Source organism: Arthrobacter sp. NA-172, from assembly GCF_043952055.1.
GTDB lineage: Bacteria > Actinomycetota > Actinomycetes > Actinomycetales > Micrococcaceae > Arthrobacter.
The window spans coordinates 310112-322949 of sequence record NZ_JBINOT010000003.1; the positions used below are offsets into that span (position 1 = coordinate 310112).

The 12838-nt window shown below is 64.7% G+C and carries 12 protein-coding genes and 1 pseudogene; 5 read left to right on the plus strand and 8 right to left on the minus strand.

Annotated features, from left to right (window positions below; genetic code table 11):
• The first annotated feature begins 8 nt into the window (after positions 1-8).
• Positions 9-695: an ATP-binding cassette domain-containing protein gene (locus ACF0H6_RS15435; RefSeq protein WP_395250463.1), complete on the plus strand. Its 687-nt coding sequence runs from the start codon at positions 9-11 to the stop codon at positions 693-695.
• A 2-nt stretch (positions 696-697) separates the two neighbouring features.
• Positions 698-2173 carry a DUF6297 family protein gene (locus ACF0H6_RS15440; protein WP_395251324.1) on the plus strand — a complete coding sequence of 492 codons (1476 nt, stop codon included), beginning with the start codon at positions 698-700 and terminating at the stop codon, positions 2171-2173.
• A 177-nt stretch (positions 2174-2350) separates the two neighbouring features.
• Here ACF0H6_RS15440 and ACF0H6_RS15445 read toward each other — a convergent pair whose 3' ends face one another.
• The 5 genes from ACF0H6_RS15445 to ACF0H6_RS15465 all read right to left on the minus strand — a co-directional run bounded on the left by ACF0H6_RS15445 (position 2351) and on the right by ACF0H6_RS15465 (position 7193).
• Positions 2351-3280, minus strand: coding sequence for a hypothetical protein (locus ACF0H6_RS15445; protein WP_395250464.1), 930 nt, complete (start codon positions 3278-3280; stop codon positions 2351-2353).
• A 48-nt stretch (positions 3281-3328) separates the two neighbouring features.
• Positions 3329-4750, minus strand: coding sequence for a tRNA guanosine(34) transglycosylase Tgt (tgt, locus tag ACF0H6_RS15450; RefSeq protein ID WP_395251325.1), 1422 nt, complete (start codon positions 4748-4750; stop codon positions 3329-3331).
• A gap of 63 nt (positions 4751-4813) precedes the next feature.
• Complete coding sequence (locus ACF0H6_RS15455) at positions 4814-5539, minus strand: SRPBCC domain-containing protein (protein WP_395250465.1); 726 nt, start codon at positions 5537-5539, stop codon at positions 4814-4816.
• A gap of 60 nt (positions 5540-5599) precedes the next feature.
• Positions 5600-6568, minus strand: coding sequence for a DUF6707 family protein (locus tag ACF0H6_RS15460; RefSeq protein ID WP_395250466.1), 969 nt, complete (start codon positions 6566-6568; stop codon positions 5600-5602).
• 85 nt (positions 6569-6653) lie between these two features.
• A complete protein-coding gene (locus ACF0H6_RS15465; RefSeq protein WP_234754938.1) occupies positions 6654-7193 on the minus strand; it encodes an NUDIX hydrolase family protein in 540 nt (179 codons plus the stop codon).
• 174 nt (positions 7194-7367) lie between these two features.
• Between ACF0H6_RS15465 and ACF0H6_RS15470 the strand changes: the two genes are divergently transcribed.
• A complete protein-coding gene (locus ACF0H6_RS15470; protein ID WP_395250467.1) occupies positions 7368-7976 on the plus strand; it encodes a YdeI family protein in 609 nt (202 codons plus the stop codon).
• Positions 7977-7999: 23 nt separating this feature from the next.
• Here ACF0H6_RS15470 and ACF0H6_RS15475 read toward each other — a convergent pair whose 3' ends face one another.
• Positions 8000-8509, minus strand: a complete 510-nt coding sequence (locus tag ACF0H6_RS15475; protein ID WP_395250468.1) for a hypothetical protein — start codon at positions 8507-8509, stop codon at positions 8000-8002.
• A pseudogene (locus tag ACF0H6_RS15480) lies at positions 8506-9736 on the minus strand (glycoside hydrolase family 76 protein). Before ACF0H6_RS15480 ends, ACF0H6_RS15475 begins: the two are co-directional and overlap by 4 nt.
• A 111-nt stretch (positions 9737-9847) precedes the next feature.
• On the opposite strand from ACF0H6_RS15480, the gene ACF0H6_RS15485 reads away from it, so the two are divergent.
• Positions 9848-10639, plus strand: a complete 792-nt coding sequence (locus ACF0H6_RS15485) for an SDR family NAD(P)-dependent oxidoreductase (protein ID WP_395250469.1) — start codon at positions 9848-9850, stop codon at positions 10637-10639.
• A 59-nt stretch (positions 10640-10698) separates the two neighbouring features.
• Positions 10699-11925 (plus strand): acyl-CoA dehydrogenase family protein, encoded by a 1227-nt coding sequence (locus ACF0H6_RS15490; RefSeq protein ID WP_395251326.1) that lies wholly within the window; start codon positions 10699-10701, stop codon positions 11923-11925.
• 61 nt (positions 11926-11986) lie between these two features.
• Here ACF0H6_RS15490 and ACF0H6_RS15495 read toward each other — a convergent pair whose 3' ends face one another.
• Entirely contained in the window at positions 11987-12823 is an 837-nt protein-coding gene (locus ACF0H6_RS15495) for a DUF1684 domain-containing protein (protein ID WP_395250470.1), read from the minus strand.
• Positions 12824-12838 lie beyond the last annotated feature (15 nt).

A 12838-nucleotide genomic window follows, 5' to 3' on the forward strand; every position in this document is an offset into this window, starting at 1 on the left:
TTCGAAGCATGAAGTCGAAGACTGCCGTGCTGACGGCCGAGAAACTTGTTGCAGGCTACGGTGAGCATGCAGTCTGCGGGCCGCTCGACGTCGAGGTGCTGCCAGGTCAAGTGCTGGGGATGGTCGGCGAAAATGGTGCAGGCAAGTCCACTCTGCTCCGCACGATGATCGGCGCCCAAGCTGCCATCGAAGGCGAAGCCCACGTGCTCGGCTTGATGCCAGATGACCGTTCGGCCTTGTTCCGCAGCAAGGTTTCGGTGCTCCTGGACGAGGACGCCTACTTCGACTCGCTGACTGTCCGCGAACACCTTTCGCTGGTGGCCCGCGGTCATGGTGTCGCCAACCCCGACTCGGCTGTGGAGGGGGAGATTGACTTCTTCGAACTCCAAACCGTGGCGGAGGCTTTCCCCGATCAGCTTTCTTCGGGACAGCGCCGCAAGCTCCTTCTGGCCTCGGCGTTCATTCGGCCTTTCGACCTTCTCATCCTGGACGAACCGGAGCAACGGCTCGATACCCGCATGCGCGGCTTGCTGGCGCAACGGATCGCCCGGACCGCCAAGCAGAATGCCGCCGTCGTCATGGTCACGCATGATGCCGACGTCGCCCAGGCGGCCTGTACGCGCGCGGTGATTGTCGACGACGGCGGTGCGCGCGTCGTTGGTACGGACGAGGCCGTGGCGAGGATCCGCAGGTGAGCATGTCCACTGTTGCCGTGCCGGAACCGGAGTTCGTGGACTTCGATCCCGAGCGTGCAACACGGAGTGTCATTCGCCCGCGTGGCCAGTCGCTGCTTTCCAGGCTCGGAGAGCTCTACATTCAGTTCCTGACTTTCGGGGTCTCCCTGATCTACGCGACAGGCCTGCTCAACGGACTCACCTCTGCGGCGCAGCACGGCTTCGGCGGTCATCTGCTGTCGGATAGCTACGGTGTGGTCCCGGTTGAGTACGGGCTGATTGCCGCGTTCGGCCTCTTGGGCTTCGCGGCCTATTGGGTGGCCGGCAGGCTTGGGCCGCTCGCGATCACGGCGAATCAGCGGCACTGGTGGTACTCCCTTGCCATCAACCGCGAGCCGCTTTTGGCCCGGGGCTTGCGCCGCTCAGTCGGGGCTGGCGTCGCGGTGGGCGCCCTCGCCACGATTCCTGTCGCAACCCTCAGCGGCTCGAACGCTGTGGTGCTTGCTGGGCAGGTTCTGGCGGCAGGACTAACCGGGGCTGCGATGCTGGCTCTGGCCGCCTTCGCCCAGACCCGCTTGGCGGCGTCGGGAGTCCAGAAGCCAGCCCGGAAGGAGCGTCCGGGCCGCCAGCAAGGCCGGGCGATCAGATGGATATTGGCGGTGCCCTCGGCGGCACTCGGAGCAATGCTTTTCGGGACGCTGCAGGGCAACTGGATCTTCGCCGTCGCTCCTGCCGCCGTCCTCATTGCGGCGGCTCTCGGAATGCGAAACAAGCTATCCAGCATCCGGACGGTCTCGCTGCTCAAGGCAGGGTCGGCGAGGGGACATGTCCAGGCTGCGCTGACGCTGATGGACACAGGGGAACTGAGCGCCTCACTCTCCAGCGGTGGAAAACGCAGTAGGGTCAGGCTCCCCGGCACACCTCGCACCGCAGCGGGCGCGTTGTTTCACGCCGAGGCAACGGTACTCGCGCGGCAACCCGGCCGGTTGTGGCGCTGGGGCTTGGGTCTCGCCGTCGTGCCCCTGACAGGCCTCATTCGGACGTTCGATTCGCCCATCATCCTGCTCCCGGTGCTGCTCGTCGCGGCGATTTTCTCGTCCACAGCAGCGGCCGGACCACTCTGGCAACTACGCATGGCCCCGAGCCTCGACGCGCTCCTGCCGATTTCCCGGACGGCCTCGCGCTGGGTTCACGTCGCGCTACCGGTACTGCTCATGGCGTTGTGGACGACGGCGGCTGCCGGATTTTTCGTGCTGGCCGGCGGCTTCCGGGTTGAACTGCTAGCCCTGGGTGCGGTCGCGGGAGGCGGACTGGGGGCGGGGATGTTGCGACGCGCCTTCCGCCAGCAGGAAGACCTGACCAAGCTGGTGTACCTCATGCAGCTCGGACGGAGCGGACCGGCCATGCTGGGAACGAGGATCAGAGGCTACGTTCTGAGCCTCTTCGCGCTGGTGCCCTTGGCCTTGGGCATGCTGTTCAACGCGCCGGAGCTCCTGTGACCCCCGCCGTCGTGCTCAACGTTGTGCTCCTGGTGATCGGCGTGACGACGGCGGACCGCCCCTGAAGTCTCCCGGGCGCGAGCTCGCCGGAACGGTGCCAGCTCGCCCAAGCCTTTCGGCGACCGTGGCGCGTTCCGGCGATCTCGACGACGGCGGCCGGCTAACGACGGAGGGCGGCTAACGACGGAGGGCGTTCAGTATCCGGGTCTTGAACTCCTGCTCACGAAAGAGATGCTTCCATTCCACGCGGACGAAGCGCCAGCCGTCCTCGCTGAGAGCCTTCTCCCGCCGGCGCTCCTGGAAAATCACCTCGGCCGTTGGCTTGAAATCGAAATACTTGACCTCGCCGTCGAATTCCAGGGCGACCTTTTCCTCCCGCCAGGCAAAGTCGAGCCGATGCCGACCCGCCCGGCTCCGCACTTTAACCTGCGGTTCCGGCATCGGTAACTTCAGCCGCGAGATGAATTCGCGGCACAAGGTTTCGCCGGCCGACTCGGATCGTGGATCAGCGTTGACCAGGGCTTTTCGAAGGTTCCTGATGCCGTGCCGGCCATCCAGTGCATCGGCCATGGCCTGCAAGAGCGCTCGATCAGCGCCAAGCCTGAGTGCATGGTCCATGATCACCAGTGCCTGCTCGTAGCTGAGCAGCATGGCGCAATCCACCACTGTCCGCTCCAAGGACGTGACCCTCAAGTTCCCGATTGCCACAACGTCTGTCTCGTCGAAAGGCCTTGTGTGTCCGCGGACGTCCTTGCCGAGGCGCTCGTTGGACGGCCTGACCCGCAGCAGGATATGGATCAGGTCGTCGACATTCCAGAGGAAGAGGCGGTGCAGCCGCGCCGCCGAGGTATGGCTATATACGAAGTCTCCGGCCGACGTCGTAAGTGTTCCATGCGCATGTGCGTAGATCAGTTGCGTACTTCGGAGCCAAGGGGATTGCTTCTCCCAGAGCGCGGCCCGGATGTAGCAGCCGTACCGTAGCCGGACAAGCTTGCCCTGACGCACCAAGAGCTGGATTGCACGGGAATTTAGTCCCTGTGAGTGGAGTTGGTCGGTACGCCAAACGTTTCCCTTTTCCGGGAGCGAAGGTGGTTGGGAAGGCCTCATTGCTCCAGCCTCGCCAGCCGCCGGGGACCGCGGAAGCCATCTACTCGTCTATGTGGAAAACGTGGGCTCGCCGGAACTGTGCCGGGTCGCCCGGACGCTCCGGCGAAGCGGCACCGTTCCGGCGACCTCGACGGGACGGGACGGGCGGCTAGGCGTAGTACCGCCCAGGGTCTCGGCCTTGAACTCGAGGAAGTCGCCGGATTCGATGGCCAAGCGGGCATCGTCCACCATCTTCACCACGAAGCGCTCGTTGTGGATGGATATGAGCGTGGCCGAGACCATTTCCTTGGCCTTGTACAAGTGGTGGATGTACGCCCGGGTGTAGTTGGTGCAGGTGTAGCAATCGCAGCCGTCCTGCAGGGGCCCGAAGTCCGACTTGTACCGTGCCCCAGACAGGTTGAAGCGGCCGGCCGGGGTGTAGAACGCCGAGTTGCGGGCAACCCGCGTCGGTGAGACGCAATCGAAGGTGTCTGCCCCGTTTTCGATGGCCGTGAAGATATCGTCCGGCTCGGAGATGCCCAGGAGATGCCGGGGCTTGTTCTCGGGAAGCTCTTCGTTGCACCAGCGCACAATGGTGCCGAGGTTCTCTTTCTCCAACGCGCCGCCTATCCCGAAACCGTCAAACGGCATTCCGCCAAGGTCCCGGCAGGCCTTTCGGCGAAGGTCTTCGTATTGCGCTCCCTGAATCACGCCGAACAGCGCCTGGTACGGCTTCCCCACGCGCTCCAAAGTCAGGCGCTCATGCTCGACGACGCAGCGCTCGGCCCAGCGACGCGTCCGTTCCAGGGATTCCTCCTGGTAGCCGCGGGAGTTCTGCAGGGTGGTCAGCTCGTCGAAGGCAAACATGATGTCGGCGCCGATCTTGTGCTGCACCTGCATGGATATTTCCGGCGAAAACCTGTGCCGGTCCCCGTTCAAATGGGACTTGAACCAGACGCCGTCCTCGTCTACGTGCGCCAGCCGCTCCTTGCCCGGGGCCACAGCATCGTCCGGGCCTGATGCGTCCACCGAGGTCATGTCGATGACCTTTTTGAACCCGGAACCGAGGCTCATCACTTGGAAACCACCCGAGTCCGTGAAAGTGGGCCCGTCCCAGTTCATGAACGCCCCGAGGCCACCCGCGGCGTCCAGGATGTCCGGACCCGGCTGCAGATACAGGTGGTATGCATTGGCCAGCAGCGCCTGCGCGCCGAGCTCCTTCATGGATTCCGGCAGCACGGCTTTCACTGTGGCTTTGGTCCCGACGGCGATGAACGCCGGCGTCTGGATCTGGCCGTGCGGCGTGGTGATGGTGCCGGTGCGGCCCAGGAAGTCTCCGCCGCTCGCGTCCCCGCGGTTGGGGTTCAAACGGGCCGACGACGGCTGGCACGTTTCACTGAGCCGCGCGCCCACCTCGAAGGAGAACGCCGACTGCTGGGCAGCTACAAGCGAGGAAGGACGGGACGCAGGACTGGACGCAGGACTGGACAAAGAATGAGGCAAGGAAGAATCGGCTGGCACCGTTACAGTCTGCCAGCCGCCAGGCCTGAATCGTCAGTGCGAATGCACCTCTGTGGGATAGTTCTCAGCCTTCCAGCCGTCCCAGCGGGAGCGGATCGAGTCTAGGCTGGCCGCACCCAAGCCGTAGGTCGAAGCGATGACGATAGTGCCGCCGTCGGGCCTCTTCTCCGGAATCACCGGCTGGTCAGCCACGATCAGCAGCCCGTCCCCGTGCTCTGCATAGCTGTGCACGGTGAGTCCCACTTGGTGGTTGCTCCGGAACCAGACCTTGCCGGAAACAGCCTCGCCTGTAGACAGCGTCAGGGAGTATTCCTCCCCAGGTGCCGGGACCTCTCCGAGACCCAGCTTCTGGATGCCTGAGCCACCGCCGCCGGGCAAGGAAACAAAATGCGTGCGTCGGTGGCCATGCGGATGGCGTTCCAGCGCGAACCGGAGCTGATGCAGGAACGTCAGCCAACCCTGGGTGATGTCCTCGTCCCATGCGGCCCACTCGGAATCGTGGTCCAGGGCGGCCCGCGTCACCCTGACCTGGGTGCCTCCGCTGACAGGGGTGAGCTCGAAAACGTCCCCGGCGTTCACTGTGAGGCTGGTATGTTCGGGACCCTCAACCACCGCGGTGCTGAAGTAGATTTCGTTGATTTCGTCGCCAAGCTCATCGGCCTCCCAGCCGTGCCATTGAGCCACGAGCGACGGTTCGCGCAGCATCGTCCAAACCTGCTGCGCGTCGGCATTAACAACAACGCTCAGATTGTTCGTCATGGCAGGAATCTACCGCCGTTGACGCCGGTGCGACAGGCCTTGCGGATTCCTCGGAGAACGCTAAGCCCGGACAGCCTCGAGTTCGTTGACGATCCGGTGATCGAGCTCGCCAATGCCAATGGTGTCCGAGCCGCCGTGGGAGCGAAGGAACAGCAGGGTTTCGAGCCGGAGCAGGCGCCATTCGCGCTCGGCATCGCGGTTGCCGTTGTCGATGGAGCGGAAGATTTCCTTGTCGTACAGATTGGGTTCGTTGAGCTCGCGCTGACGGACTTTGGCGTTGATCCGGGCCTTGAACGGGTCTGTCTCCAGCGTGTCCGGCGCCTGCAGGAGTTGATCGTAGACGCCCGCGCGTTCCGTCTTGCCGAGCTCGCGGCAGATGAAGCTCGAAAGGGCGAGGGAGCGTTCCACGGACATCCAGCGGTCCCGGTTTCCGTCGTAGGGGAGCACGTTGAGGATGTCCGCCACGGCCAGGGCGTGGTCCGGATCCCGAAGCTCGATGAACAGATCGTGCGCTAAATCGCTCACGTCCCGGAGGCAGCTTCCGGATTTCGTGTTGATGCCCTTCACGAGCCGCTCGCTCAGCACCGTGATGCCGTTTCTGCCGGGGTGGGCTTCGGCAGCCGCGGCCACCACGTTCTCGGGCGAATCTGTTGGTTCCGGGATCAGCGCGAATTCGGCGGCACTCGGCCCGCTGACGGTCGGTGCCGTCTCCGGCAGAGGGGGTACGACGACGGCGGGAACCGCCTCCGCGGGCGCGTCGCCGCCGTCGGGAGTGCCGCCGTCGGGCGCTTCACTTGCGGTGACTGCAGCTTCACCGACCGGAACATTGGAACCGATGGCGATCCGCACGATTCCGTGGTTGAGAGTGGTCACTAAGACGAGGGCTGGGGCACCAAAGTCGTCGTGTTCGAGCTCGATATGGGTGATTTCCTCCGCGGGTCCATCCCCGGGAAGGAACAGGTAGTCGCCGATTTGCAGGGCCCCAGCCTGCTTTTCACGGTACTGCTGGTCGGCTGGGCTGTGAGTCATCACCAAATCCTTTGGTTCTCTTGGGGTCCGCCCAACAGTCTATAAAACCCCGCCGGACAAATGGGGAGGCCGCGACGCGCGCTGCCTACTGACCGACTCCCGCGAAGGCCAAGGCCTGGCGCACGAGGTTGCCGCGACCGCCGCTGAATTCCTGCTGGACATCGTCGCTGAGGATCTCCTGCGGTGTCATCCACGTCAACTCGAGTGCGTCCTGGCGCGGCTCGCATTCGCCCGTCACGGGAATGACATAGACGAGGGACACGGCGTGTTGGCGATCGTCCGTGAAACCGGTCTGCGACGGGGCCGGGAAGTATTCGGCCACTGTGAACGGCACGGGGCTGACTGGCAGTTGCGGGAAGGCCAGCGGGCCGAGGTCCTTTTCCATGTGCCGCAGCAGCGCGGCCCGGATGGTTTCGCGGTACAGCACACGGCCGGAAACGAAGGAACGGACCATGGCGCCATCGGCATCGCCCTGCAGGAGGGTGCCTACCTCGTTGACGAAGCCGAGGGGGTCCAAGCGCACGGGAACCGCCTCCACGTAAACCATCGGGAGGCGGCCGCGGGCTTCGAAGAGGTCTTCATCGGAAAGCCAGCCGGAGTACGGGTCAGGGGTACGAACACTCATGGTTAAGTTCTACCCCATCCCATGCCATTCCATGCCGGACGCGTCAGACCGTCAGGATTTCGTCGAGCCCGAACCTGGAACGCTTGCTCTCTTCTTATGCAACGCGGGGTCACTTAGCGCCCATCCTGGGCCCGAATATGGGCCGTAAGTGACCCCGCGTTGCAGAATGGGGCCATGGCTGTTGAACTCGAGGAACTGATCGTCAAAAATGCTGCCGAATGGCGGTCCTGGCTCGAAACGAATGGTGCCGATAGCCCCGGCGTCTGGCTCGTGCTGCACAAAAAGGGCGGCAACGTGACGGAACTCGATTATGCTGCCGCGTTGGACGAAGCACTTTGTTTCGGCTGGATCGACGGCCAAGGCAGACGGCGCGACGACGAAAGTGTCTTCCAGAGAATGACCCGCCGCAGCCCCAAGAGCCCATGGTCCAAACGAAACGTGGGGCATATTGCCCGTCTGGACGCTGAAGGAAAGATGACTGCCCGGGGATGGGCCGCGGTGGACAGCGCCAAGGCGGACGGGCGCTGGGAGGCAGCCTATGTGGGCCAGGCGGACGCAGAAGTCCCGGAAGACCTCGCGCTCGCTATAGCTGCTAGTCCCGAAGCCCAGGCGATGTTCGAGGTCCTGACATCAGTGAACCGATACGCCTTGATCTACCGCACTAATTCGGTGAAGACGGCGGAGACCCGCGCCAGGAAAATCGCTGGTTTCGTCGAGATGTTGGCCCGGCACGAGACCCCGCATCCGCAGAAGAAGAAGCCCGCCCCCGCTGTGGAGGAGTAGTCGCCACGCGGCGGGCAGAGCCCCTACTCGGGCTTCTCCTGGGACAGCGCGACGATCCAGCCGGGGGTGGTTTCGGCGAGCCGTTGGTCGAGGGTGACCCGTGCTTTGGCGGCGGCGATCTGGACCTTTCGGTCCTCCGGACTGACCGAGGCTGGGCGTGGCAACGGTGCAACGACGTGGCTTTGAATTGCTTTGCCGGCCGCCTCCAGCGCGTCCTCGGTGCCGACCTTCAGAAGTGCGAGTTCCTCCGGCGACGCGAGCTCGCTACGGCCGAGAAGGCCGATGGCTCTCTGGCCCATTTCAGCCTCCGAGCGGCTGCGGGACAGGGATGCGTCCAGCGCCCATTGCGCGCGACGCCACCACTCGGACCTGTCGTCCGCCCGCGCCTTCTGCCGCAGGGACAAGAGACCGACAACCGCAGCGACGATCGCGGCCACAAGGACCGCCAACGGGCTGAGCGCGCCGAGGATCTGCCACCACTCCGCCGGCGGGGTGACCAGCGTGACAGGAATCGGACTCGGTACAGGATTCACGGCTCCAGCCTAAGCCGGGGTGCTGACAAAGTGAGCCGCGCCGCCGCCTCCAGTGTCATCCAGGCCTGAAGCTGCGTGGAGAGTTCGACGCCGGTGCCCGCCGGATACGTTTCGGCCGCCGGGCGCTGCGGTTCGAGCGAGAAGACGAGCCAACCGCCGTCGTCGTACTTTCCGGAAGTCTTGTTGGCAGCGTTGGTGCGCACGCTGCGCCCCTCCCACAAGGCCGCCGCAGTATCAATCACCAGTCGCTGGGCTGTAGCGCGGACGACGGCGGACAACCGCGGGTCCGCGGCGGCGGGCGCAATGTAGCGGACAAGTATCCCCGTGAAGAGTCCGCCGTCGCCGGGCCCCTCACCGCGGAGAACCAGTTTCCCCTGCGAGCCGTAAAGCTGGTGGACAGTCAGATGTTCCGCCACCGAGCCCACCAAGGTAGCCGCCCGCGCCAAGTTCGCGTCTCCACCCAGCTCGAGCAAGGCGCCGAGCACCGGACCTTGGTTGTAGGTGTAGATCTCCTCCGCCAGGACGATCTTGCCATCGCTGGATCCGGGCGCCGTCCAGGTAGAGGCCGCGGGCGGGGTCGAAGAGTTTCGCGTCGAGCCAGTCGAGCAGCCCCTGGCCCCGCTGCGGCTTGCCGGTCCGGGCGAAATGAAGGGCTACAGGGGCTGTGGCCGGGGTGTTCTTGTAGTCGCGCTTGGTGCTCCAGAAAGTGCCGCCGCCAAGATGGTCCGTTGAAGCCGACTCGAATTGCGGAGACAGCGTCTCCTGCAGCCGGGCGTTGCGTCGGCGGCCCGGCTTGTGCGCCCGCCCGGCCAAGGCATCCAGGCGCAGGGCGGCGAGGGCCAGCCAGGCCATGTCGTCGTAATAGCTGTTCACGTAGCGCAGGCCATTGCGCAGCCGGATGGTGGTGACAAGACGTGAAGCCAGGCGGCCGGCGCTCGGACGATCACCGCCGTCGAACCTTGATCCCGAGGCCAGTTCGCGGAGGCCGGCGTCCACGAGGCAATCGACGTAGTGTGCCTGCCACCAGTAGTTCCAGGGCTGAAACGGAGAACGGCTGGACGGCCGGATCGACGCGGCGAGGTGCGTTCCGGGAAGGCCGAGAAGCCGCCGCCCGAAATGCCGCGTCACCGAACGCGCGGCCTGATCAGCCCGCGCGGCCCAATCCGGAGTCCCGGACGCCGAATCCGGCGTTCCGGAAGTGCCTGGCGGGGCATCGGGGGCAACCATGGGGAGAGCTTAGCGCGGGCAGGCGTGGTCCCGGACTCCTCCGCAGTGCACAATCAGCGTGATTCAGTTAACATTCCGTTAACGGATTTGGTTCTGCATCGAGGAGGATGAATGGACATCAAGGGCGCAGTGGCGTTGATTACCGGCGGGGCTTCAGGACTGGGGGCCGCAACGGCCAGGCGAATGCTCGACACCGGAGCATCGGTGGTGCTGCTTGACCTCCACTCTTCTCCCGGTGAGGCTTTCGCTGCCGAACTGAATGCTTCGGGGGCCGCTGGCACAGCCGTTTTTGTCCCGGCCGACGTCACCAACGAAGAGCAAGTGCAGGCCGCCGTGGATGCCGCCGTCGCGCTGGGCCCGCTCCGGATTGTGGTCAATTGCGCCGGTATCGCAACGCCAGGCAAGGTGCTCGGCAAAGACGGAGTGCTGCCGCTGGAGAAGTTCAACAGGGTCATCCAGATCAACCTCGTGGGCACATTCAACGTCATCCGGCTCGCTGCTGCGGCGATGGCCCAGAACAAGCCTGTGGCAACCGAACTGGGCGGCGAGGAACGCGGCGTCATCGTCAACACGGCCTCCGTGGCGGCCTTCGACGGCCAGATCGGGCAGCCTGCGTACGCCGCGTCCAAGGGGGCCGTTGCTGCGATGACGCTGCCCCTGGCGCGTGAATTTGCGCGCTCGCTGGTGCGCGTGATGGCCATTGCGCCGGGCATTTTCGAGACCCCCATGCTGGCCGGACTGCCCCAGGACGCGCAGGACTCCTTGGGCCAACAGGTACCGCACCCCGCCCGTCTTGGCCGCCCCGCCGAGTACGCCAACCTCGTGGCACACATTGTGGAAAATGCCATGCTCAACGGCGAAACCATCCGCCTCGACGGCGCAATCCGGATGGCACCGAAGTGAGCCAACGCAGCGATGGCGCGGCCGCCGTCGAAGGTTTGAATGATTCCTTGCCTGGTTCTTTGCCTGTTTCCTTGCCTGGTTCCCTGCCTGCGGCGGATTTTTTCGATTTCGAGTCGCTCCTCAGCGTCCAGGAACAGCGCAAGCTCAATGAGCTCCGGGAGTTTCTTGCCGCGGAAATCGCGCCCTATGCCAAGGATTGGTGGGACAAGGCCGAGTTCCCGGCGCACATCCTGCCCAAACTAGCCGCGCTTCGCTTGAGCACTCCGACACACCGCGGCTACAGCAACCTGTTCGCAGGGTTGGTGATCGCCGAAATGACCCGCGTGGACACCTCCATTGCCACTTTCTTCATGGTCCACCACGACCTTTTCATCGAGGCTCTCTACGAGTTCGGTTCCAAGGACCAACAGGACCGCTACCTCGACGACGCCTCCAACCTCCGGACCACCGGAGCCTTCGCGCTCACTGAACCGGACCACGGTTCCGACGTGGCCGGCGGCCTGCAGACCGTGGCCCGCCGGGTCACCGGGGGAGCCGACGACGGCGGCGACTACTGGGTGCTGAACGGCGCCAAACGCTGGATCGGCAACGGGACGTTCTGCGACCACATGCTGGTCTGGGCCCGGGACGAGGCCGACGGCGCCATTCGCGGCTTCATCGTGGACGGCACCCTGCCTGGCGTGACTCGCACCAAGATCGAGAACAAGATCGCCCTGCGCACAGTGCAAAACGCAGACATCGTCCTGAAGGACGTCCAGGTTGCCGAGGCGGACCGTTTCTCAGGCATCAACAGCTTCGCCGACACCAACCACCTGTTGCGCGGATCCAGGCTCATGGTGGCCTGGCAGGCCGTTGGGCAGCAGTTGGCGGCGTTCGACGTCGCGCGGCAGTATTCGCTGGAACGCGTGCAGTTCGGACGACCGTTGGCGAAATTCCAGCTCATCCAGCAGCAACTGGTGGACATGCTCGGTAACGCCGTGGCAAGCATGGGCATGATGGTGCGGATCGCCCAGCTGCAGGAGGACATGTACACGGACAGTAAGGGAATCCGGCACGGAGGCGCGCAGATGGCCCAAGTGGCCCTGGCTAAGTCGTACTGCAGCGCCAGGATGCGGGAAACCGTAGCGATGGGAAGGTCCATCCTGGGCGGCAACGGCATCGTGACGGATTACCGGATGGCCAAGATCTTCGCCGACGCTGAAGCGATCTACACCTACGAGGGCTCGTACGAGATCAACTCGCTCATCGTAGGCCGCGCCGTGACCGGGGTTTCCGCGATCGTTTGAGGGCACAGCCGGCGCTCGCTCACTTTCGCGGGGGTTCCCCCTTAGACGATCCGGCCCGCCCTTAGACGATCCGGTCCGCCGGCAGTTTCTCCCCCGCCTCGACCGCCACGTCGATCGAGTTCCCGGCCACCGGCATGGGGCACGTGCCATAAGGGGTGAAGGCGCTGGGGTAGTTGATGGAACGGTTGAAGTCCAGGACCACCGAACCATCGGGCCGCGGGCGGGCGACCGCCAGCTTGCGCCATTCGTCGGTGGTGTTGCCGTTGGTTTCGTCGTGAAAGGTGACGTTGAGGGCCCCGAGCTTCTCGGCCTCGGCATGCAGACGGATCTCGTGGGGAAGGCCCGGCACTCGGAAAACGATCTCGCCTACGGAACGGTGCACCCCGTCCACCAAGGGATTGGCTGTCCCAATGGGTACGTCCACGGGCTCGGGGTGGGCCTCGAAGCGGCCCTCGATCACCCAGCCGGGGTTGAAGTCGTACGTGGGAACGGCGTCGAACTCTGTCAGCACCGGCGAGGAATTATCCCTGGTTCGGATGGCGTATTTGTCCGCGCGCATGGCGAGTTCCACCACCACCTCCGTGCCGTCCGCGCCCCCGAACTGCACCCACATGAGCGATTCCTCATCCTCAAGGGTGGCCGAAATCGTGCCATCCACCGGAGTTCCGGTCTCCACGAGCGTGAGTCGATCGTCCGCGCTCGCAGTGAGGGTCGCCGTCGTGCCGTCGGTTGACCAGAGTCCCGGGACGAGTTCGACGGCGGCGGGTGTGGATTCGAGCCACTGGAAGGAGGTGAGCGTCAGCCAGCCGTGGTCCGCCGCGAGGGCATCGTTGCGGCCGTTGCGAAAACGCTGCCAGCGTTCCAGCTGGGCGTTGTGTGCGGGGGCTGTTGAGCTCATGATTCCTCCAGCTGC

Coding starts and splice junctions, on each gene's coding strand:
- ACF0H6_RS15435 (WP_395250463.1), top strand. CDS start 9: ATGAAGTCGAAGACTGCCGTGCTGACGGCCGAGAAACTTGTTGCAGGC.
- ACF0H6_RS15495 (WP_395250470.1), bottom strand. CDS start 12,823: ATGAGCTCAACAGCCCCCGCACACAACGCCCAGCTGGAACGCTGGCAG.
- ACF0H6_RS15470 (WP_395250467.1), top strand. CDS start 7,368: ATGGCTGTTGAACTCGAGGAACTGATCGTCAAAAATGCTGCCGAATGG.
- ACF0H6_RS15445 (WP_395250464.1), bottom strand. CDS start 3,280: ATGAGGCCTTCCCAACCACCTTCGCTCCCGGAAAAGGGAAACGTTTGG.
- ACF0H6_RS15455 (WP_395250465.1), bottom strand. CDS start 5,539: ATGACGAACAATCTGAGCGTTGTTGTTAATGCCGACGCGCAGCAGGTT.
- ACF0H6_RS15440 (WP_395251324.1), top strand. CDS start 698: ATGTCCACTGTTGCCGTGCCGGAACCGGAGTTCGTGGACTTCGATCCC.
- ACF0H6_RS15465 (WP_234754938.1), bottom strand. CDS start 7,193: ATGAGTGTTCGTACCCCTGACCCGTACTCCGGCTGGCTTTCCGATGAA.
- ACF0H6_RS15460 (WP_395250466.1), bottom strand. CDS start 6,568: ATGACTCACAGCCCAGCCGACCAGCAGTACCGTGAAAAGCAGGCTGGG.
- ACF0H6_RS15485 (WP_395250469.1), top strand. CDS start 9,848: ATGGACATCAAGGGCGCAGTGGCGTTGATTACCGGCGGGGCTTCAGGA.